Origin of the sequence: Corynebacterium sp. LK26 (genome assembly GCF_014335085.1) — a bacterium.
Lineage (GTDB): Bacteria > Actinomycetota > Actinomycetes > Mycobacteriales > Mycobacteriaceae > Corynebacterium > Corynebacterium jeikeium_D.
The window spans coordinates 1-20,746 of sequence record NZ_PDHB01000011.1 but is presented as its reverse complement, the minus strand read 5'-3'; the positions used below and the strand labels follow the sequence as shown (position 1 = coordinate 20,746).

Genomic DNA, 20,746 nt, shown 5'->3' with positions numbered 1-20,746 from the left:
TCATTCTCAAATGAGACGGCCGAAAGCGCATGTCGAGAAGACATCTACTCTCGCTACCAGCAGTTACTTCCAGAATGGATCCTGCACATCTCGGAGCGTCTGAATGGACTTGTCCAGCTGCTTCTTTTCGTATTCGTCCAGCTCAAGCTCGATAACGCGGCGAATTCCTCGACGGTTCACAATGGCTGGTGTTCCGATGAACACGTCCTCATGACCGTATTCACCTTGCAAGTATGCGGAGACCGGCAGAGCTACCTCTTGGTTCTGGAAAATGGCGCGCGTAATGCGGGCCAGCCCCATACCGATTCCGTAGGAAGTGGAGCCCTTGGCATCGATAATCTCGTAGGCGGCATCACGGGTTCGGATGAAGATGTCCTCCAGCTCGTCGTGAAGCGCGGGGTCGGCGGCGAGGCGCTTGGACAGACTGACGCCTGCAACGTTGGCGCTGGACAACACCGGCAGCTCGGAGTCGCCGTGTTCACCAATGATGTATGCGTGCACGCTCATCGGGGAAACATCGTAGTATTCACCCAGCATGTAACGGAAACGTGCGGTGTCCAGGATGGTGCCGGAGCCGAAGACACGGTTGTGTGGCAGCCCGGAGTACTTCCACGCGGCGTATGTGAGTACGTCGACGGGGTTGGAGGCGATCAGTAGGAGCCCATCAAAACCGCTGGCCATGACGGAATCGACGATGGACTTCATAATTTTCATGTTCTTGTCCACCAGCTGTAGGCGAGTCTCGCCGGGCTTTTGTGCTGCGCCTGCACAGATGACTACCAGCGCGGCATCGTCACAGTCGGCGTACGTGCCCTGAGTGACTTTGGTGCGCGACGACGCCCACACGACGCCATGGTTTAAGTCCATGACGTTGCCCATCGTCTTCTTTTCGTCGATGTCAATGATTGCCAAATGGTCGACAGTGCCTTGGTTGACCAGTGAGTACGCATATGCCACGCCGACGTCGCCAGCGCCGATCAGCACGACCTTATTTCCTGTGGATAGCTTCATAGCCCTCGGATCCTTCTCAACCGATTCGGAAAACGTTGCGACACCCCACAGGCTACGCTTTGTGCGGAAAACTGGCGCGAGATGAATAAACCCCGTGGAAAAAATTTTGCCATGATGGGAGTTATGGGATTCCTGCGTCGCGCATTTACTTCGATTGCGCCCTCGATTGCGTCTACGGGCAACACACCTGTAGCTCAGCCAATCGAAACCACCAGGACAGTGCGAGCTGCACGAGCAGCGCGAACGGGAATTACAGGAGTCGCTGGCACAGCTGGCATGGCCAAAGCGCTGGGCGCAGTCGGCACCGGCAGTCTGATGGCGACCAAAGTCTTTCGCGAACGTCTCCTAGGTACCGGCCCTGGCACTATCCGCAGCGCACTGCGAGCGGGCATTCCCTCCAACCCCGGTCTAATTGGTGCAGAAATTGCGTCATGGGCTGCCTTTAGCCCCTCGCTGATGCCGCGTACTCGGATCGCCACCGTTACTGTGACCTTCCTGGCACAGCTGGCGGGCCATGTCACCGGGGTGGCTATCGGCTATGGCTACAACACGACGATGCGGCGTCTGGCCAGCACTCCGCTCAGCCGCTTTGCGCCGGCACCTCGACACGAGCGCGCACTGGCCGTGACCTGGCATGTTGCCACCACGGCCACCACCGCGGCGCTGTGGCTGCGCTCCATTTCCCAGCAGCGCGAAATTGGCCGCCTGGTGGGCAAGGATGAGCAGGAATCCGCACGCAGCCAGTTCGCCTCCACAATGATTGCCAGTGGTCTCTACCTGACCACTCGGGGGCTCTCCGCGCTGGCCAATCGCGGCTATGACTTACTGCGGGACAACCTCCGCCCCTGGCTGCCGCGCGGTCTCGCCCCGGTTCTCAGCGGTGCCATCGTCGGTGGTGCCGTGGCCGCCAGCATTGATCGACTGCTTATCCGTCGGACTTTGGAGTCCATCGCCAAGAAGTCCCGATACCTGAATACCCTGGTAGTTCCAGGCCGCATGCAGCCCTGGGAGCCGGAACGTTCCGGGAGTCCATGGTCTTTGGAGCCGTGGTACGCACTCGGCGCCGAGGGGCGCGTCTTCGTCGCCGAAGGCCCCCGTGCCCGAGATTTGGCGGTGGTCACTGGCAAGCCGCTCTCCGAACTGCAGGAACCCATCCGCATTTATGCGGGCAAGGTGCCAGGTCGTTCTCTGCGGGAACAGGCGGAGCTCATCATCCGCGAGATGCACCGCACCGGCGCGTTTCGGCGCGATCATCTGGTTGTCTTCACCACCACCGGCACCGGTTGGGTGCCACCGTGGTCGGCGCAGGCTGCAGAGTTCTTGACCCTTGGCAACTGCGCCACTGTCGCTCTGCAGTACTCTGACCTCCCCTCCCCAGTGGCATGGCTAACGGACCACGAAACCCCAATCGCGGCTGGCCACACCCTTATCCATCGGGTGTTGCAGGAAGTCGACAAGATGCCGGAGAACGACCGGCCAAAGGTCTACGTCGCCGGTGAATCCCTCGGCGGGTTTGGCGGTCTCGGCGCATTCGAGAATTCCGCTGACATGCTCGCACGCGTCGACGGTGCTGTCTGGACGGGCGCACCACAGTTCTCCGCGATGTGGAAAGAGCTGACGCACCGTCGGACAAAGGGGTCTCCGGAAATCGCTCCAGTCATCGACGAGGGGCGAAACATCCGCTTCGCTACGCGCCCCGACGAGCTGTACCACTCCTTCTATGGCACCAAGTTCGGGCCGTGGGAATTCCCGCGCGTCGCATTCCTGCAGCATGCCTCTGACCCCATCGTTTGGTGGGATTACCCACTGGCCTGGCGCCGCCCCGACTGGCTTGCAGAGCGCGTCGGCCGCGATGTTCTCCCCTCCATGCGCTGGCATCCGTTCGTCACCTTCTGGCAGGTGCTTATCGACGGCCTCGCCTCCGTCACCGTCCCCGGTGGTCACGGCCACCGGTACGAGGAAGAAATGTTGCCAACGTGGGCTTCCATCCTCGACATTCCGCTTGACGACGACCTGGGTGGCGCAGCCGGAATGCGCTTCAAGCGCGTGAGTAAGTGGATTCGCCGCACTCAGCCGCCGCGTTCATAAACTTGTGACAGATATCCCTGAACAGCATTTTTTATGAATTTCGCATTAATTGTATTGCTTAAATGGTTGCGCATCCACTCATCTTGAGTACCATCGACGGCACAACCTAAAAACGTGTTGAGGAGGAATTTTCCTAATGACTAAGTACGAACTTCCTGAGCTGGATTACGCTTACGACGCTCTGGAGCCGCACATCTCCGGCGAGATTATGGAGCTGCACCACAGCAAGCACCACGCTAATTACGTCAACGGCGCCAACGCTGCTCTGGAGAAGCTCGCTGCTGCTCGCGAGTCCGGCGACTTCGCAGCTGTTACCGGCCTGTCCAAGGACCTGGCCTTTAACCTGGGTGGCCACACCAACCACTCCCTGTTCTGGAAGCTGCTGTCCCCGAACGGTGGCGGCCAGCCGACCGGTGAGCTGGCTGAGGCTATCGAGCGCGACTTCGGCTCTTTCGAGAAGTTCCAGGCTCACTTCAACGCTGCTGCTCTGGGCCTGCAGGGCTCCGGCTGGGCTGTTCTGGGTTACGACACCATTGCAGAGCGCCTGGTTATTGAGCAGATGACGGATCAGCAGGGCAACCTGTCCATCAACCTGAAGCCGGTTCTGCTGCTGGATATGTGGGAGCACGCTTTCTACCTGCAGTACAAGAACGTCAAGGCTGACTACGTCAAGGCTGTCTGGAACGTCTTCAACTGGGATTACGCTGCAGAGCTGTTCGCAGCTGCCAAGTAATTTCAGCTAACAGCGCGCGGCTTTTTACGCGTCCCTGCCGCGCGCTAAAGATGGCTTACCGGCTCGCTGACGGGGCTTACCCTCAGCGGGTCGGTTTTTTGTGTCTTGTTTGAGACCACTTTTGGTATTTCCCGGGCGGCACACGTAGCCGTCGTTTAGCGTTAGTGCCCATGAACACCAGCAACAATGTCAACGTCGCCTATGAATACCTCGCCGTAGCTGATTCAGAGGCGGCGAAAATCGCTGTCGTCAGTTTGGACCGCGGAGACAAACTCAACGGTCTAACACTTGAGATGCTGACCGAGCTGTCCGCCGTCGCCCGGAAACTGGCAGCTGACCGTGATCTGCGTGGCGTAATCCTACGTGGCGAGGGCAAATCGTTTTGCGCTGGACTCGATTTCGCCTCGGCATTTAAGAAGCCCTCACGCATCCTGCGCTCATTCGTCCCCGATATCCACGGCACAAACCTGTTCCAGCGCGCCTGCTGGGACTGGCGAGGCCTGCCGGTGCCGGTCATTGCGGCGGTGCATGGGCACTGCTACGGCGGTGGTCTACAGATTGCACTAGGTGCTGATTTCCGCATTACTACGAGCGATGCCAAGTGGTCAATCCTCGAAGCGAAGTGGGGACTGATTCCGGATATGTCCGGTATGCGAACCATCCTCGATGAGGTCAGCGCCGATACTGCACGTTGGCTGACCATGTCTGGCGAAGAACTCAACGGCAAGGAAGCAACTGAGATCGGTCTGGCGACGTGGGCCGTGGACACGGAGGACGCTGCACTCAAGCTGTCCAAGGAGAAGTTGGCACAGCTGGCGACACGCTCGCCGGATCAGCTGGCGGCGACGAAGCGGCTTTTCCGCGATGTGCACCGCTCTCCTCGCGCAACATTCCGTGCCGAGCGCACACAGCAGCTGCTGCTGTTAGCCCGCAAGAACACGGCCATTATTCGCAATGCTGCGATGAAGAAGGTCTCACCTAAGTTCGCCCGGCGCGGCACGTGGGCGCGTGGTTAGCGCGCTAAGGAACCGGCAGGTCATCCCCATGCGGCAGGTCCGCGGCCGCGCGCTGTGAATCCAGCCAGTCGCGGACGTGGGCTACCGATCGGCAGTCATCGCCGTTGTAGCGCAGCAGCATGGCGCGAGCCTCGGCTTGCGTGAGCTTTTCAAAGGACTGTTCCGAGACAAAGTCAAGGTCAGTGGCCGTCGCAATGCGATACAGATCCAGCGATGCCTCGCCGTCAACATCGGCGTCGCGCCAGTGGAAGCCCGACCACGGGGCCACGACTTTAAGCCCCATGCCGACGGTGGAGAGGATCTGGCGACGGGCGACCTTCAGCATGTCCACCCAGTCCTCCGAGGCAATGAACTTGTCTACTTCTTCGCGGGTCGGCACCCGCACAATCTTTGTCGGGCCAGCTGCCTCGGAACTGGAACCAGCCGCATCGCCTGTAGCCAGCTCCGCCGAATCTGCGGGCACCACAAATTCCTGGCCGCCGAACCGGGTGGCGCTCTGACGCAGCCAATAGTTCTCACCCTCTGCCGCCCAGCAATAGGCGCGGAAGGTCTTGCCTTGTTCATGCGCCGCATTTCGACGACGCATCAGGTAATCCCAGAAAATCGCAAAGTTCCTGGCCTCTGCCGTGCCACCGAGCCCTTCTGGCCCCGGTGGCTCCCAGGTGATAAACCCGCGGTAGTCCTCCCCAGGCACCCACGTTCCCCACAGGTAGGCGCCATCGTTGGGGTACGCCTCCATATCGATATCCATCTCAATATCGCCACGCGGGGCCGATGTCTTAGCGGCTACCCGGAGCGCGTCGACGTCGGCAAGCCGCGCCCTCGCCATCCACACCTGCTCCTTGCTGACGTGCGGAGTGTTGGTACTGGCCTGCGCCAGTGCCATGACTGTGTCGATGCCCACACTGCGCAACCGCATGGACTTATCCCCAGGTAGGAGGAGGGAAATATCGTCACTTGCGGTCAGCTCATCCAAGCAAAGGTCGTGGTGACGGCAGGTTCGGCACTCCCGGATGCGCCGTGGCGCCAGCGGCCAGGTGCCTGGCGTAAACCGTGACGGTCGCCCCTGAGTGGCAGCGACGGCATCACGCGCGTCCCGCAACGCCATCCGGTACGAGGCCACGCGCGAACCTTCATCGGCAATGACAATATGCCGTGTATCCAGGTTCATCCCGGTGGCACTAATCGCCCCCACCAGACCACAGGACACGCCCAGGCGGTGCAGTATCGCCGCTGCCTGCCCAAGCTTCACAGCATCGGGTCCGTAATGCCGTAGCTTCCACTCGTCCGTGACAACCATCGCCTGACGCAGGGTCCGCCCCATCACGCCAGCACGCCCGAGCCGATCAACGCCCAGCAGTCGCACCTGCATCGCCGCCGCACGCGCCGCATTGCTTGACGACGGCTTACGCCGCCGGCCCGGTTTGCGCGCAGAAAGCAGGTGCCGTGTGACAACCAGGACCGGCATGTACGTCGGTGAGGTCGTCTGTGGTGAATCATCGACCTTGACCAGCAGATCGGGGTGGCAAATCTCGTCGATTCCCGAGTACACCCCACCGGGAATCGGACGCTCATGCATGAGCACGCCACCGGCGATGACGCTTTCTCCGCGGGCGATGGCCTCAAGGGTATCCAGGTGAGCGTCCGGCCCCGGGGCCACTGTGTACAGGCCGGGGATGGACGCGATGGACGTCGGCAAGCGGTGCTCATGATGAGAAGCAGGTTCGACTAGCCGCCCCTCGCGGAGGTCGAGGCTCAGCCGGTAGCGGCAGCCGATGAGGTCGCTCGCGTGGAGAAGCGGGCGCGAAACGGATGAATCAGTCACAATGAGAATTAGCGTATCGCCACTCGGTAGGAAGTTTCACGTTAAGCTTGGATAGCAAGAATCGTGATGCAGCCACTGCATCTGGCAAGCGCACTCCGGCGCGGTGGGGTTTACGGGTTTTCCGCCCCACTTTTCCGGAGGGACTATCTGCGAGCAACTAGGCGAAGGAAAAAATGAGCTTCTTGGGTGACATCCGTGAGCGTCGGCGCGAAACCGCCAAGCAGGTGAAGGCTGCCAAGGCGAAGGCTAAGGAAGAGGCTCGCCACGCAGCTCGACTTAATCGCAAGGCACATAAGGCTGAGGTCAAGGCCGCTAAGCGCGACCAGAAGCACCAGCACAAGCTGGAGCTGAAGGAGGCCGCTGGCCGCGTTCGTTCTGAGGAAAAGCTCGGTAAGAAGGAACTCAAGCTGGAAAACCGTGCTCTGAAGCGCGCGGAGAAGATCCGCAAGGCAAGTGCCAAGGACGAGAAGAAGGCGCTGGCCGCCAAGCAGCGTCACCAGACCAAGATGGCCGAGAAGATCCTGCAACAGCAGCGCAGCCAGGGCTTCAACAAGGACAAGGCAAAGTCGTGGATCGGTGGCGCACGCCTGCTGGTACCGGTGCTGGTTCCGCTGGCCTACCGCGCCATCACTGCCATTCAGCGCCGTGAACACTCTTCGGCCGCGCAGAAGTTCGGTGTTTCCGCTAATGATGCCGCTCGTTACCAGGGGCACGGTGCGCCGCTGCTGGCCCGCATTGAGGCCACTCGTGGTTCACTGACAGAGCTGCGTAAGTCGGGTGTCAAGGGTACCGATGGTTTTATCAAGGACGCCAACTCGCGTCTGGATGTCATGACTGACGCCATTAACACTGCCGAGAAGATGACCCCGGAGCAGCGTCGTCGCGCACACCACTCCATTACCGCAGAGCTGGATTCTCTGGATCGCCAGATCATTTCGGAGCTGGGCGCGTAAACCTGGCCGCTTCGGGTTAAGGCCACTCGCCGAGATTCGTCGAACTAAGCGCGACTGTTGTTGAGCAGCAATAGTCGCGCTTTCGCTCTTAGTACCCCCGTATCGGGCTATTTTCTCCCTCCGATGGCGCTACGGACTGAGAACTACTGTAATGAGGGCTATGCCATCTTCAGATAAATCTCAGACTGCAGCCTCGGATCTGAACGGCGCAGTCTCGAACAGCGACGCAACAGCCCAAAAGCCATTCACCCCTACTCGTCGTGCCGTACTGCGTGCCGGCGCTACCGGTGCTGCTGCTGGCGCCATCGGCCTGGCGACCGCTACTAGTGCGGGGGCCAATCCTGAGTCGCAGTCCCCAGCTAATGCTGGCGGTTCTGGTGGTTTTCAGGTCTTCCAACACGGTGTGGCCTCTGGCGATCCACTGCCGGACTCCGTTCTTATCTGGACTCGTGTGACATCGCACCCAGGCGACACCGCAGGTGCAAACCAGGGCCGCCCTGTTGCACTGAAGTGGGAAGTCGCTTCTGATGAGGGCTTCGGCAACATCGTTGCCTCTGGTGCCCTGAACACCGACCCGGATGCTGACAACACCGTCAAGATCGATGTCAAGGGTCTCTCCGCTGATTCCTACTACTTCTACCGCTTTACCGTCACCGCTGGTAATCACGCGGGACAGGTTTCCCCGATTGGCCAGACTCGCACTGCGCCGCCGGTGAACTCCTCGCCAGATCACCTGGGCATCGCGCTGACCTCCTGCGCTAACTGGGAAAGTGGCTTCTTCTCCGCTTACCGCGATATGGCGGAAAATGACCGCATCGACATCATTATGTGTGTCGGTGACTACATCTACGAGTACGAGGCCGGTGGCTACTCCGGCAAGGGCCCGGTTCGTGACCACAAGCCGGCTCACGAGATTATTTCTCTCGCTGACTACCGCCTGCGCTACGCCACCTACCGCACCGATGCGGACCTGCAGGAAGCTCACCGCGCAAAGCCGTGGATTGTGACCTGGGATGACCACGAGGTCGCCAACGATGATTGGCACAGTGGCGCTGAGAACCACGACCCGGAGACCGAAGGCGACTACGTTGCCCGCCGCGACGCCGCTATCCAGGCTTACCTGGAGTGGCTGCCGGTTCGCGCTGTCCCCTTCTCCCAGGGCGGCAAGCTCTACCGCAGCTTCCGTTTCGGCGATCTCGCCGACCTGACCATGCTGGACCTGCGCACCTACCGTGACCAGCAGCTGAAGTTCATCCGCGCTGGCGAAACCGATGATGAGAGTCGCTCCATGCTCGGCTCTGAGCAGTTCAATTACCTGCTCGGCCAGTGGCGTTCCTCGAGCGCAAAGTGGCGTGTCGTGGGCAACTCCGTCATGTTCACTCCAGTGCTGGTTCCGCCGCTGGATCCGGAGGCCACTCGCGCTGTCACTGAGCTGCTGAGCTTGCCTCAGGACGGCCTGCCGTACAACTTGGATCAGTGGGATGGCTACGCTGCTGAGCGTCGTAAGCTGATCGACATCATGGGTAAGGAGGGCTACGACAACGTTGTCTTCCTCACCGGCGATATTCACTCCTCCTGGAACTGCAACGTACCGAAGGTCCCGGGCCAGTACCCGAGTGCCGGTATTGCCGCCATTGAGATTGTCTGTACTTCCGTCAGCGCCCCGAACATCGATGACATTGTGAAGCTGCCTCAGGACAACCCGATTTCCTTGGCTGCTACCGCTGGACTCAAGGCTGCGAACCCGTACGTCAACTACCTCGAGTTCGACCGCCACGGCTACACCGCTGTCTACTTCGGCCGCGAGGACGTTACCTCTGAGTACCGCCTCGTCGAGGTCAAGGAGGAACCGAACCAGCCACTTTTCGTCGCCGCTACCTACCGAGGCAAGCCTGGTGAGGGCATGACCCAGGTTTAAGCGCCTTCTCATCCTTTCGCTTTCCGACGACCACTGAGAGCGCACCCCGCATTGCGCTCTCAGTAGCGTAGTTGCTGTTCACGACGGCCCTGCACAACATGCAGGGCCGTCTTTTTATTACCCCAAGTTCTTGTGCACAATTAATCGAATTATTAACAAACCATGTATTCGATATAAGTTGCACAATCTAACTCAATTATCGCCAATAGACATTAAATTTCTTTGCACTTATACTGTGGGGGAAAGAAAACAGGGCTTGATATTAATTTGAAATTTCACCGTATTGAAGTTTCACCGTAAGCCTTCTTCATTATTACAAGTTCAGCACCAAGCTTAGGCAGGGATTCTATGGCACGCCGCGAACTAATTCAGTACATCGACGACCTTGATGGGACTCCGCTTGATTCCGCAGATCACCAAGTCGTTCGTTTCTCTTTCCGCGGTAAGAACTACATTCTCGACCTCTCTCAGGAAAATGCTGAGAAGTTCGAGCAGGTATTAGAACCGTATATTGCGAACGCTTCTATTGATCACAGCACGGTTGTAGCTCCGCGTAAGCGCTCTTCCGCTAATCCCAATGCCGCTGAGGCCCGTGATCGCAATCGCAAGATTCGCCAGTGGGCACGAGAGAATGGCATGGATGTTGCAGACCGCGGTGCGCTGCCAAAGCACATTATTGAAAAGTACGAGAGCGCTAACTAGTTCTCACCCAGGTTCGTTTGCCTTCCACTGGATGTCATCCAGCTTCACTATCTTAAAGACAGGGTCCCGCCACAGCGGGGCCCTGTTTTAAAGTTGGGGCAGGTGATTCGAGTCGCTAGGATAGCGGCTGGAATTGGCACACCGGCCTAATCCGGTTGTCTTACTTTTCTTATCCTTGACATGGAGGAGTCGGCCCGTGGTTATTTTGGAACCATTTGTTTGGCTGGTCTCGTTTGTCCTTAAGGCGTGGCACCTTTTACTGGCCTCAGTGTTTCACCTGCCATCTTCTCTGTCCTGGACGCTTTCTCTCTTCCTGCTGGTGTTTACGGTGCGTGGCGCTCTGGCGTTTCTCGCGTTCCAGCAATTTATCTCGGCGCGCAAGACGGCCAACCTACGGCCGCAGCTTTTTATGCTCAAGGAGCGCTACCGCAGGAGCATCGAGCCGAACTCGCCACAATACGTAAACTTTGCCAGCAAGGAAATGCGCAAAGATGAGGGGATTAAGACCTCGGTAATGCTGGCGCCCCTCTTCGTCCAGATTCCCGTGATTATGGGCCTTGTTCGCATGCTGAGGCACATGCTGCGGGCGTCTGAGGGGCCTGGGCTGCCTGCGTCTCATAATGTCGGATTCATCTCTCAGGATGAGATTTCCGACTTTCTGAGCGCGACATTCTTGGGGCAGCCTCTACCCGCGTATCTGCGCATGGACCCGGAGCAACTACAAATCCTTGGGGGCAATCATGATTCGCTGTTAGCTTTCTGCATTATCGGCATCGTGGCAGCGGCCATTTTCACCGGTTTTAACTTGGTCATTTCCTACCGCCGGTTGCAGCGCACTCTCGACTATTCCAATAGCGTCAGTGTATTCCTCAGCAAATTCATGCGCGTAATGCTTATCTACGCACCGCTGATGATCCTCTTCGCGGGGTTCTTTGGCCCAACACCTGTGGCTCTAATTGTCTACTGGGTCACCAATAACTTCTGGACACTGACCCAAAATATTATTCTCACCCGCTATGTAGAAAAGACCTACCCACTCACGGACGATTTCCGAACTCTGCAAAACCACCAAAAGGGTGAATACGAATCGGAGCGGGAAGAAAAGAAGAAGTTAAAGCAGGCCAAGCGTCACTTTTATATCAAATCCGCATTCGCTCCGTGGAAGATAAAGCAGCATAAGAGCGAATATGCCGCTATTGAGAAGGAATCGCGGGACCGTCGTAAAGCAAAGCAGGAAGAAGAATATGCCCAGGCTTTGAAAATTGCGAAGGTTCGCTACATGGTGACCCAGATGCGGCCTGGTGCTCAGGACAATTTGCCATCCCTGACGCAGGATATGAAGATTTCCTCGGGTATAGTTCCGCCGCTTCCCGGCCTGGCTAAAGTGCGGGACGACATGAAACGACAAGCCGAGAAAGCGCAAAAAGCACAGAAACGGCCGAAGCCAATTCTGATTGCAAAGAACCTGGGAATGCTACTCGGCCAGAATACGAAGAATATGGTTAAGAAAGCCACCGGCTCAAAGGAGTCGGACTGGAAACGCTTCCGAGATTAGCCCGTGAGTAAAAAGGCGAGAACTACGACGCGTTAAAAAAGGGAATTAAGTATTTACGTGACCAGGTCACGGGCCAGGTCGCGCGCCATCTGCAGCGGGTTCAGGTCTTTGGACATCTTGGCACCCGCGAGGCCGCCGTCGAGGTAGAGCAACAGCATATTTGCGTGAGCGGACGGCATACTAGATTCATTTTCAGTCAGCAGCGTGTGTAGCTGTTGCCAAACCCAGGAACGGTGATCGGCTGCAGCCTGACGGATGTCCTGCTCCGACTCCGTTTCCGGCCGCGGATATTCACTAGCCGCATTCTGGAAGTGTGAACCACGGAAGTCGATTGCCGGCTGCTCCGCAATACACTGATCAAAGAAAGCGAGAATCTTCTCCGCCGGGGTATCCAAAGAGGCCACTCGCTGCTCCCAAGCCTCCCGCCATTTGGCGTCAAGGTCTTGCAGATATGCGATGACTAGCTTGTCCTTGGATCCAAACAACGAGTACAGGCTCGCTTTGGCCACATCAGCTTCCCGCAGGATGCGGTCAATGCCGACGACTCGGATGCCCTCCGTTGTAAACAGAGTTGTCGCTGATGCCAGGAGGCGCTCCCGCGGACTGGGGCGGTTACGACGGCGAGAGGAAGCGCGGCCGCCTTTTGCGCCCTTGCCCGTTGTCGCTTCTGCCACGGCAGTACCTCTCGTCCTTCCAAAGTCACACCTCGTTCTAACAGCTGCTTACTCGCAAATACCGGCGTTAGCGCCATTGCTTTCAGAGCACTGAACAGGGCGTTCATAGTCTGTGATATTCCATTGTAGGCGTATCTGCGACTGTGATTTTGTAAAAGAACAAACTAGTCAGTCTTTCAGCCTCTAGTCCTACTTTAGCGTGCGATGATTGCTGCCCCCAACAGATGTCACGACAATCGCAGAACGCCAACGTCACGACAACCGCACAACAAAAAAGGGCATCTCAATGTTGATGAGATGCCCCGCGCTCTAGCTCACTATCCAGTAGATAGCAGCGTTACGACGCTTCGTGCATAGTCGCGCTGTTTTGCTTGGCTTACTTGCGCTTTTGAACCAGGCCGACAATCCACAACAGGATCACGGCGCCGAGCAGACAGGTGAGGAAGCTGAAGAACTTTCCGCCACCGGCGACATCAACGCCGAACAGGGTGAGCAGCCAACCGCCCAAGAAACCACCGACGATACCAACGACGATATTCAGGACGACGCCCATCTGTTCATCGGTGTTCATGATCTTAGAGCCGATCCAGCCGGCAAGACCACCGATGATAATCCAGCTGATGAAGCCCATCGTGGGACTAAAGGAGGCAGCAAGAAGAATCTCGTTCATGATAGATATTCCTTTCCCGAAATCGTTCTGACTCAACTATAAGTCTTTCCGAAAAATCTTGCATACACTGCAAGCACTATCAGGCCATTTCGGCCACTGGGAAACTAGCGAGATAACAGTCGGATAACCACAGGAAAACTCTTATAAAATCTGTACTTTCTGCATGAAAACGGGGTTTATGCAGACGAGAGCCCTCATTTGGATAAGCCAAAGCCGGCCCCCGACGCCTGTCGGAAACCGGCTAGGTTCTACTTATAAATATTCGGTAACGGTTTCTGCACTCGGCGCTAAAAGCGCCTCGACGACCGCCGCCGGCGTCTTTTCTCAGCCCCCTCGAAGGGCGCTTTAGGCGTCAGTCTCCGGGCGGACGACCATCATCGGGCAAGCAGCCGCCTGCAGGAGTGCACGCGAAGTGGAGCCGAGCAGCATGCCCTTGAAACCTCCGCGGCCGTGGCTGCCGACGACCAGCAGCTGCGAGCCTTCCGAGGCATCAGCCAGAGCACGAACCGGGCGGTCGCGGGTAACAACCTTCTTGATGGCCACTTCCGGGTACTTCTTAGCGTACTTCTCCAGACGGTGGCCGAGCAGAGCCTTCTGCTCCTCTTCCACAACCTGCCACTGGCTCTGAGCTGCAGAAAGGCCAGCCAGGGAAGCCTGTACCTGCATGTCCATCCAGGTGTGAACCGCAATCAGTTCGGCACCACGAGCATCGGCCTCACGGAATGCGTACTCCGTTGCCTTTTCGGAAATATCGGAGCCATCGACACCGACAACGACAGGACCGTACTTGGTCTCATCGGTTACCAGGTTGTCCTCGCGGACAACAACAACCGGGCACGATGCGTGGGAAACAACAGCGGCGGAAACCGAACCCATGACCATGCCAGAGAGCCCACCCAGACCGCGAGAGCCCATAACCACCATGGTTGCCTGCTCAGACAGGTCGAGCAGCATGTCAATCGGACTGCCCTCTTCAATCTGGTGGCTGACATCTACCGACGGTGCGAAGTCGAGGGCAATCTTCTTGGCCTCGTTAATCTTCTCCAGGGTCTCGGCCTCAAGATCGTCGTAAAGCTCCTGCGGCGGAACCATGCCCTCTGCGTAGAGGAACTGCGGCATGGAGTAGCTGCTGACCAGACGGAGCGGCTCACCGCGCTTCACTGCGGTGTTAGCGGCCCACTTGACGGCGGTCTTGGATGCCTCCGAGCCATCGACCGCGCACACAATGATGTTCTGCCTTGGCATTGATTGCCTCCTTATTATGCGATCCATAAAAATTGGCTCTCCGCGGCCCGACCGCAACGCAGCTACACCTATCGCACCTGCTTGGACGCCATTTTAATGGACAAGCTTTGCTATTTAGTCAACTCTTCCGAGCCAACCCTTTTATTACTTTCACCTCCACCCTACCCCCATTATGTTGCGACCGACAGGGCAGAATGTTGTCCACCTACGCCATTAGGGGCGGTACCAACACAGCCCTGCGCCAGCAGCTCCGCTTGCCCGCCGGGTGAATCCGGGGCACCTGTTAAAGTCAGCCGTATGCGTCGCATGCCACTGCCCATTCGCGATGGGCTCAACCCCTCCCGCATCGCCGCTCCCGGGCGTCGTGGCGATGCCCCCACCCGTGCGTGGGATCTGCTCGCAGGCGCTATCGCAGGTCAAACCTACCGCCACCCAGACGATGATGAAGCGGCTGTGGCCAAGCGTTTTGCAGATGGGCTCGTCGTTCGCGCCAACTCAGTGCCCTACAGTCCAGATGACATGGTGAAGCCCGGCGCGGAAATGTGGTTTTACCGCACCCCGGCACCGGAGCGCACAATCGCGGGGCCGATGCCGATTGTCTTTCAAGATGACAACCTTGTGGTCGTCGACAAGCCGTCGTTTTTGGCAACGATGCCGCGCGGCCGACACATTACGGAAACTGCTGTGGTTCGCCTGCGGCGGGAGCTGGGTAATCCGGAGTTGGTTCCCGCGCATCGCCTCGACAGGCTGACGTCGGGGTTGCTCATCTTTACCGCCCGGCGCGAGGTTCGCGGCGCCTACCAGGGGCTTTTCGCATCGGGGGAAGTCACTAAGCGCTATCACGCGCTGACGTCGCCTACACCCATCGCTGGCGCGGCCAGCGAAGCCCTGCCCGAGACCCCACTGGAATTGCGCACACGACAGCACAAAATTGCTGGCCAGATGCAGGCTTATACTCTCGAGGGCGAGCCAAACGCCCACACCATCATCGAGCGCATTTCGCTTGTCGACGTGCCTTCGGACGCCGACGGCCTCGCTGCCGACAGTGGTCGCGTTGCGCTGTGGCAATTGAAGCCCATCACCGGACGCACTCATCAGCTGCGGCTGCACTTGAGTGAACTGGGCTTTCCCATCCTGGGTGACCAGTACTACCCGGAGATTCTGCCGCTGGAGGCCGAGAATACCTCGGAGCCCCTGCACCTGGTCTGTGTTGAAATGAGTTTCGCTGACCCCGTGACTGGGGAACAACGAACGTTCCATTCCCGTCGCAGCGTTTTCAATCCGCTTTCGCTGCCGGATATTAATTCGCCGTTGATCAAATCTAATTAGAAGAGAGCCCCTCCCCCATGTCTGCCAAGCATGCAAAACGCCCCACCAAATCATCCGCTGAGTCTTCTTTGAAGCATTCCGCCCCACCAGCGGCGGCCTACGCTGAGGGGCTCACCAAGAAGTACGGTGTCGGCAATGCCGCTGTCACTGCACTGGACCATGTCGATATCTCTTTTGCCGCTGGTGAGTTCACCGCGATCATGGGGCCGTCCGGGTCGGGTAAGTCGACATTGATGCACTGCATGGCCGGCTTGGACTCCGCGACGTCGGGAAGCGCGTACATCGGCACGACGGAACTGTCGAAGCTGTCGGACAAGGAGATTACGGCGCTGCGGCGTGACCGCCTGGGCTTTGTGTTCCAGTCCTTCAACTTGGTGCCGACGTTGACAGCGGCGGAGAACATCACCCTGCCTATCAATATCGCTGGTCGTAAGGTGGATAAGCAGTGGTTCGAGGAAATCACCACGCGCCTCGGGCTTAAGGAACGGCTTACGCACCGCCCCTCGGAACTGTCCGGTGGCCAGCAGCAGCGTGTCGCCTGTGCGCGTGCCATTGTCAGCCGGCCGGAGATCATCTTTGGCGATGAGCCGACGGGCAACTTGGACTCGAACTCATCCCGTGAGGTGTTGACGATTCTCCGCGATGCGGTTGATGACATCGGCCAGACCGTTGTCATTGTGACGCATGATGCCACCGCCGCGTCCTACGCAGACCGTGTTGTGTTCCTCGCGGATGGCCGCGTGGTTGACGAGCTTCGCAACCCCACGCCCGCCGATATTTTGGCGCACATGGCAGATATTGAGAATCTTTAGGAAGGCAGGTCATCTCTCCCCATGGCATCATCGTCTTCCACGCTAAGCCGCGTCGCCTGGCGTAATATCACCTCGCACAAGTTGCGCCTCGTGCTCACAATTATTTCGGTCGTGCTGGGCACAGCCTTCATCACCGGCGCATTTGTGTTCACATCATCGCTGGACAAGGCCTTTAAGGGCGCAATGAGTACCGCTTATGACGGTGTCGACGTGGTGGTGACGGCCCCAGCTGACAATCCCGGTGCTCTCACCGAAGAAACCGCGCAGGAAATCGAAAGCTTCCCCGGGGTCCGAGCCCTCAACATTGGCGATCCCAACAACAGCATTACGGCCACAGGAGCCGACGGCAAGCCGATTCAAACCAATGGTTCGCCATCGATGGGTCTTCCCTACTATCCAGCGGCCGAAGCGGTGGGCAACAAGGTCACGGTTACCGAGGGGCACGCGCCAGAAACACCAGGTGAGGTGGTCGTCAACTCCACTACCGCCGAACTCGGCAACCTCCACGTCGGCACTGAAATCAAGGTGGCCACCCGTCTCGAGCGGGCGACGGTGAAGGTTGTCGGCATCGCTGATACCTCCATCGACGAAACCGGCTACCTCGCGGTCTTTTTCACCCAGAATCAGTGGCGCGAGCTCTACGGCGCGGACAGCCATATGGACATGTTCACCCTCGCCGCAGATTCCACCACTGACGCTGCCACGCTTACCCGTGATGTCGCAGAAGCATTTCCCGAGCTCAAGGTAGAGGCAGGCTCTAAGCTCGCCGACGAGGCCTCCGAACGTGTCTCCTCTGCCTTAAGCTTTGTCAACTACTTCCTCATCGCTTTCGGGCTCATCGGGCTGCTTGTGGGCATCTTCATCATCTCCAATACTTTCACCATGCTGGTCACTCAGCGCATGAAGGAGTTCGCTCTCCTCCGCGCCCTCGGTGCTTCACGACGACAGCTCACTGCGTCCGTCCTCTTGGAGGCATTCATTGTTGGCCTCATCGGTTCCGCACTAGGTGTCATCACGGGATTTGGGCTGAGCCAGGGGCTATTCATGCTTCTCGATGCCATGAGTATCTCCATGCCCGGCGATGGCCTGACATTCGAACCGGTGGCAGTCATCGTTCCTCTCCTTGTCGGCGTGGCCATCACCATGATCGCCGCCTGGACGCCGGCCGCCCGCGCTGGCGCGGTCCCTCCTGTAGAAGCCATGCGCTCTGGGGATCAAACAACCAGCAATAGCCTCAGTGCTAGGACGTGGACCGGTACTGTGCTGGCGTCCGCCGCGATCGCAATCATTGCCTGGGCATTGCAGTGGAACGACGCAGAAACCAAGATTCGTGCCGTCTTCGTTGGTGTCGGTGCAGTGATGGCCGTAGCCTCCGTCTGGCTTGTCGGCCCCGCGCTGTCCATGCCTCTGATCGGAGGACTGGGGCGCGTCGTAGGTGCGCCTTTTGGAACCGTCGGCAAGCTTGCGGCGACGAACTCCCACCGCAATCCGCGCAGAACGGGAACCACATCGTTTGCACTGACGCTCGGGCTTGCGCTGGTGACTGTGATTGGCATGTTCGGTGTGTCCATGAAGGAGGCGGTCAATGAGTGGTCAGAGACCAATCTGACGGCTGACTTCGTGCTCTCGCCACCTCTGACCGCGCATTCGGCCCTGCCACTTGGGGTCGAGGATGCGGTGAAGGATATCGATGGTGTCGACGACACCGCAACCTTGTCGATTGGCGCGCTACTGGTAATCCCACCTGAGGAAGCCGCCACGATGATAGCTTCCGACGGCGAACAAACTGAAGTCGGACCGGAATCTAGTAATGCGTCGGTTTTCAACTCCAACGTCGGCAAATGGTACGGCACTCGCGCCATCCAGGGCTCCCTGGATCTGGCCAAGCCGGATGCGGGAATTGTCATCAGCGAATCAACAGCGAAAAAGAATAGTTGGAACGTTGGCACTGAACTCGCAGTTGTTTCCAAAGGCGGCATAACACGGCTCCCCGTCACCGGCATTTTTGCTGACACAAGTGATCCCGGCCAGTCGATTATTGTCTCCGACGAAGCCGCCCATAAATATGTCAAAAGCAGCCACCTGTTGCCTTTCCAGACCTACGTTGATGTCTCCGATTCCATCGCCGCAGACAGCGGCTCCATGGATGAAATGAAGCAAAAGCTTAGCGACGCAGTTGCGGACTACCTCGTAGTACAGGTGATGACTGCTAAGGAGTTTGCGGGTCTGGCTAATGCCTCTATCGATGTCATGCTGGGAATCGTCTACGCGCTGCTGGCCCTGGCGGTCATCATTTCGATTCTGGGAATTATCAATACTGTCGCGCTCTCGGTTGTCGAGCGCCGCCAGGAGATTGGCATGCTTCGGGCCGTCGGCCTGCAACGCTCGGGGATTCGCCGGATGATTCGCCTGGAATCTGTGGAAATCTCCATTTTCGGCGCGGTTGTAGGTATTGTCCTCGGCTTGTTCCTCGGCTGGTCACTTCTGACCGTGCTGAAGGATGAGGGCCTGAATACTATCGCGGTACCGTGGCTGCAGATCGTACTCATGCTGCTTGGGTCTGCGCTTGTGGGCATTATTGCTGCTCTCGGCCCTGGTCAGAAGGCCGCGAAGACACCGCCCCTGGCCGCTATCGCAGACGAATAGTCGCCGTTATATGAAAGCGCCCCGTGCAGATATTGTTTCTGCACGGGGTTTCTATTTCGCCTTATCGCCTACGCTGAATCAGCTATCCGGCTCACGCATTTCCGCTGGCAATTTATACGGCCGCGTTGGCCTTGCGAACCTCGCGTTCTCGATTCTTCAGCGCCTTATTGAGAAGCATAAAGAACCACACAAAGCCGACCGTCAGGATAATGTGGCCGAGTCCTGCAATTCCCGAGTACATCGCACCCCAGGCCTCCGGGCCTGAAACAACGTGCACGATACCGTTAGCCACCATCATGCCAATCGTCCAAACAATGCCGACATTCTGAACGATGAACCAGCGATCAAAGCCCTTGACAGCTGAAATATTGAATTGACCATCCAATGCCAGCGCAACCAAGAAAAAGATTGTGCCAAGAACAAGGAAATGCGTGTGCAGCGTATTGAGCTGCGTTTTATCCCCGAAATCCATCGCACGGGTAAATTCACGATAGAAAACGCCAGAAAACAGACCAAGACCGAGATACACCGAAGCAGCTGTGAATAACTTACGCATACTTCGTAGCCTACTCAGATAACGCTGGCTTCTAAACGGACCAAACCCAGGGGGTTAAACGAAAGTTTGATTCCGCGAATCTAGACGGCCTCAAACTAACCGCGCGAATCGAGCCACCACACGTTTCGGCACAGTTTTGGATAGGGCCATCACCAGGCCATATAGGCCGGGCGCTACCTCCGCCCGACCCCTCTCCGCTCCACGTAACGTGCGCTCCACTAGATAACTGAGATTCTGCTCCGGCATGAGACGCAACTTCACCGACTTCGCCTGCTTCACGACGTCCCGTAGCGCCTTGGTCTTAACCTTTCCCGGGTAGCAAATAGTTACAGTTACACCATTAGGTTTCAATTCCTCTCCAAGGCAGATACCCCAGTGCCGAATAAACGCTTTCGATGCTGTGTACACCGCCAGCCCTGGAGTTGGTGCTACAGCTGAGATCGATGAAACGAAAATGATGTGGCCGTTCTTTTCGAATAAATCGTTTAGCGAGTAAACCGCTGCGACCGTACCGCGAATATTCGTCTGTATCATTTGATCAGCCTGCGAAAAATCCTGGGTTTTAACATCGCCATAATTCGCATACGCGGCATTGAGGATTAAATAAACTATCGTCGCGTGATGGCGGTCAACATGATTCCGGAGTTTATCGCCAAAATCATCATCGGACTGATCTAGACAAAGATATCGAAGACGAGGACCTTGCCTCTGCGAGAACTCAGCGTCTTCACCGGAAGAATCATCGTTGTAGCTACGAGAAACACACCAAATTTCATCTAGGTCTGGACGTAGCTGCCCAAGTCTATCGGCAAAGACGGCGCCTATGCCCCGAGATGCTCCAGTCACGATTCCCACTCGCATGAATTCCAAGATACAGCCGACTGAGTCGAGCAATTAAAACGGCGCCGACGTAGCGCGCCGCATAGGAATAAGCATACGAACAGCAAAATGCAGCACTAAAACGCTAGTTAATTCTGTTTACCCGTAGGTACAAAAGTGGGCCGCAGCACCCA

General features: G+C 57.7%; 17 protein-coding genes. 10 read left to right on the top strand and 7 right to left on the bottom strand.

Going from position 1 to position 20,746, the window contains the following annotated elements:
- Positions 1 to 63: 63 nt before the first annotated feature.
- Positions 64 to 1,011, bottom strand: a complete 948-nt coding sequence (locus tag CRD13_RS06740) for an L-lactate dehydrogenase (protein WP_016421677.1) — start codon at positions 1,009 to 1,011, stop codon at positions 64 to 66.
- A gap of 123 nt (positions 1,012 to 1,134) precedes the next feature.
- Here CRD13_RS06740 and CRD13_RS06735 point away from each other — a divergent pair, with 123 nt between their 5' ends.
- The 3 genes from CRD13_RS06735 (at position 1,135) to CRD13_RS06725 (ending at position 4,848) form a co-directional block, all read left to right on the top strand.
- The gene (locus CRD13_RS06735; protein WP_255456348.1) at positions 1,135 to 3,099 is read left to right on the top strand and encodes an alpha/beta-hydrolase family protein; all 1,965 of its coding nucleotides are present in this window, start codon (positions 1,135 to 1,137) and stop codon (positions 3,097 to 3,099) included.
- Between the two features lie 136 nt (positions 3,100 to 3,235).
- A complete protein-coding gene (locus tag CRD13_RS06730; protein ID WP_005510435.1) occupies positions 3,236 to 3,832 on the top strand; it encodes a superoxide dismutase in 597 nt (198 codons plus the stop codon).
- Between the two features lie 170 nt (positions 3,833 to 4,002).
- Positions 4,003 to 4,848 carry a crotonase/enoyl-CoA hydratase family protein gene (locus CRD13_RS06725; protein WP_069359720.1) on the top strand — a complete coding sequence of 282 codons (846 nt, stop codon included), beginning with the start codon at positions 4,003 to 4,005 and terminating at the stop codon, positions 4,846 to 4,848.
- A gap of 4 nt (positions 4,849 to 4,852) precedes the next feature.
- On the opposite strand, the gene CRD13_RS11150 is transcribed toward CRD13_RS06725, so the two are convergent.
- On the bottom strand, positions 4,853 to 6,673 hold the full coding sequence (locus tag CRD13_RS11150; protein ID WP_187401452.1) for a ribonuclease H-like domain-containing protein: 1,821 nt from the start codon (positions 6,671 to 6,673) through the stop codon (positions 4,853 to 4,855).
- A gap of 173 nt (positions 6,674 to 6,846) precedes the next feature.
- Between CRD13_RS11150 and CRD13_RS06715 the strand changes: the two genes are divergently transcribed.
- From CRD13_RS06715 to yidC, 4 genes are all read left to right on the top strand, one after another.
- Complete coding sequence (locus CRD13_RS06715; RefSeq protein WP_016421682.1) at positions 6,847 to 7,626, top strand: DUF6474 family protein; 780 nt, start codon at positions 6,847 to 6,849, stop codon at positions 7,624 to 7,626.
- 160 nt (positions 7,627 to 7,786) lie between these two features.
- Complete coding sequence (locus CRD13_RS06710) at positions 7,787 to 9,544, top strand: alkaline phosphatase (RefSeq protein WP_255467815.1); 1,758 nt, start codon at positions 7,787 to 7,789, stop codon at positions 9,542 to 9,544.
- A gap of 348 nt (positions 9,545 to 9,892) precedes the next feature.
- On the top strand, positions 9,893 to 10,246 hold the full coding sequence (locus CRD13_RS06705; protein WP_016421684.1) for an Lsr2 family protein: 354 nt from the start codon (positions 9,893 to 9,895) through the stop codon (positions 10,244 to 10,246).
- A 196-nt stretch (positions 10,247 to 10,442) separates the two neighbouring features.
- Complete coding sequence (gene yidC / locus CRD13_RS06700) at positions 10,443 to 11,801, top strand: membrane protein insertase YidC (protein ID WP_187401450.1); 1,359 nt, start codon at positions 10,443 to 10,445, stop codon at positions 11,799 to 11,801.
- A 53-nt stretch (positions 11,802 to 11,854) separates the two neighbouring features.
- Here the strand turns inward: yidC and CRD13_RS06695 are convergent, their stop codons facing one another.
- From CRD13_RS06695 to CRD13_RS06685, 3 genes are all read right to left on the bottom strand, one after another.
- Entirely contained in the window at positions 11,855 to 12,475 is a 621-nt protein-coding gene (locus CRD13_RS06695) for a TetR/AcrR family transcriptional regulator (protein WP_048731284.1), read from the bottom strand.
- Between the two features lie 376 nt (positions 12,476 to 12,851).
- Positions 12,852 to 13,145 (bottom strand): GlsB/YeaQ/YmgE family stress response membrane protein, encoded by a 294-nt coding sequence (locus CRD13_RS06690; protein WP_049171710.1) that lies wholly within the window; start codon positions 13,143 to 13,145, stop codon positions 12,852 to 12,854.
- 345 nt (positions 13,146 to 13,490) lie between these two features.
- A complete protein-coding gene (locus CRD13_RS06685) occupies positions 13,491 to 14,390 on the bottom strand; it encodes a universal stress protein (protein WP_005510554.1) in 900 nt (299 codons plus the stop codon).
- Between the two features lie 297 nt (positions 14,391 to 14,687).
- On the opposite strand from CRD13_RS06685, the gene CRD13_RS06680 reads away from it, so the two are divergent.
- From CRD13_RS06680 to CRD13_RS06670, 3 genes are read left to right on the top strand one after another with little or no spacing between them, the layout of a single operon-like run.
- Positions 14,688 to 15,719 carry a pseudouridine synthase gene (locus CRD13_RS06680; RefSeq protein ID WP_049171712.1) on the top strand — a complete coding sequence of 344 codons (1,032 nt, stop codon included), beginning with the start codon at positions 14,688 to 14,690 and terminating at the stop codon, positions 15,717 to 15,719.
- 17 nt (positions 15,720 to 15,736) lie between these two features.
- Positions 15,737 to 16,531, top strand: coding sequence for an ABC transporter ATP-binding protein (locus tag CRD13_RS06675; protein WP_187269767.1), 795 nt, complete (start codon positions 15,737 to 15,739; stop codon positions 16,529 to 16,531).
- A 21-nt stretch (positions 16,532 to 16,552) separates the two neighbouring features.
- A complete protein-coding gene (locus tag CRD13_RS06670; protein ID WP_187401449.1) occupies positions 16,553 to 19,177 on the top strand; it encodes an ABC transporter permease in 2,625 nt (874 codons plus the stop codon).
- 112 nt (positions 19,178 to 19,289) lie between these two features.
- On the opposite strand, the gene CRD13_RS06665 is transcribed toward CRD13_RS06670, so the two are convergent.
- Together CRD13_RS06665 and CRD13_RS06660 are read right to left on the bottom strand one after the other, a co-directional pair.
- Positions 19,290 to 19,733, bottom strand: coding sequence for a DUF2871 domain-containing protein (locus CRD13_RS06665; RefSeq protein ID WP_016421692.1), 444 nt, complete (start codon positions 19,731 to 19,733; stop codon positions 19,290 to 19,292).
- A 90-nt stretch (positions 19,734 to 19,823) separates the two neighbouring features.
- On the bottom strand, positions 19,824 to 20,588 hold the full coding sequence (locus CRD13_RS06660; protein ID WP_187401448.1) for an SDR family oxidoreductase: 765 nt from the start codon (positions 20,586 to 20,588) through the stop codon (positions 19,824 to 19,826).
- Between the last annotated feature and the right edge of the window lie 158 nt (positions 20,589 to 20,746).

Coding starts and splice junctions, on each gene's coding strand:
- CRD13_RS06740 (WP_016421677.1), bottom strand. CDS start 1,011: ATGAAGCTATCCACAGGAAATAAGGTCGTGCTGATCGGCGCTGGCGAC.
- CRD13_RS06730 (WP_005510435.1), top strand. CDS start 3,236: ATGACTAAGTACGAACTTCCTGAGCTGGATTACGCTTACGACGCTCTG.
- CRD13_RS06680 (WP_049171712.1), top strand. CDS start 14,688: ATGCGTCGCATGCCACTGCCCATTCGCGATGGGCTCAACCCCTCCCGC.
- CRD13_RS06685 (WP_005510554.1), bottom strand. CDS start 14,390: ATGCCAAGGCAGAACATCATTGTGTGCGCGGTCGATGGCTCGGAGGCA.
- CRD13_RS06670 (WP_187401449.1), top strand. CDS start 16,553: ATGGCATCATCGTCTTCCACGCTAAGCCGCGTCGCCTGGCGTAATATC.
- CRD13_RS06735 (WP_255456348.1), top strand. CDS start 1,135: ATGGGATTCCTGCGTCGCGCATTTACTTCGATTGCGCCCTCGATTGCG.
- CRD13_RS06665 (WP_016421692.1), bottom strand. CDS start 19,733: ATGCGTAAGTTATTCACAGCTGCTTCGGTGTATCTCGGTCTTGGTCTG.
- CRD13_RS06705 (WP_016421684.1), top strand. CDS start 9,893: ATGGCACGCCGCGAACTAATTCAGTACATCGACGACCTTGATGGGACT.
- CRD13_RS06710 (WP_255467815.1), top strand. CDS start 7,787: ATGCCATCTTCAGATAAATCTCAGACTGCAGCCTCGGATCTGAACGGC.
- CRD13_RS06715 (WP_016421682.1), top strand. CDS start 6,847: ATGAGCTTCTTGGGTGACATCCGTGAGCGTCGGCGCGAAACCGCCAAG.
- CRD13_RS06690 (WP_049171710.1), bottom strand. CDS start 13,145: ATGAACGAGATTCTTCTTGCTGCCTCCTTTAGTCCCACGATGGGCTTC.
- CRD13_RS06725 (WP_069359720.1), top strand. CDS start 4,003: ATGAACACCAGCAACAATGTCAACGTCGCCTATGAATACCTCGCCGTA.
- CRD13_RS06675 (WP_187269767.1), top strand. CDS start 15,737: ATGTCTGCCAAGCATGCAAAACGCCCCACCAAATCATCCGCTGAGTCT.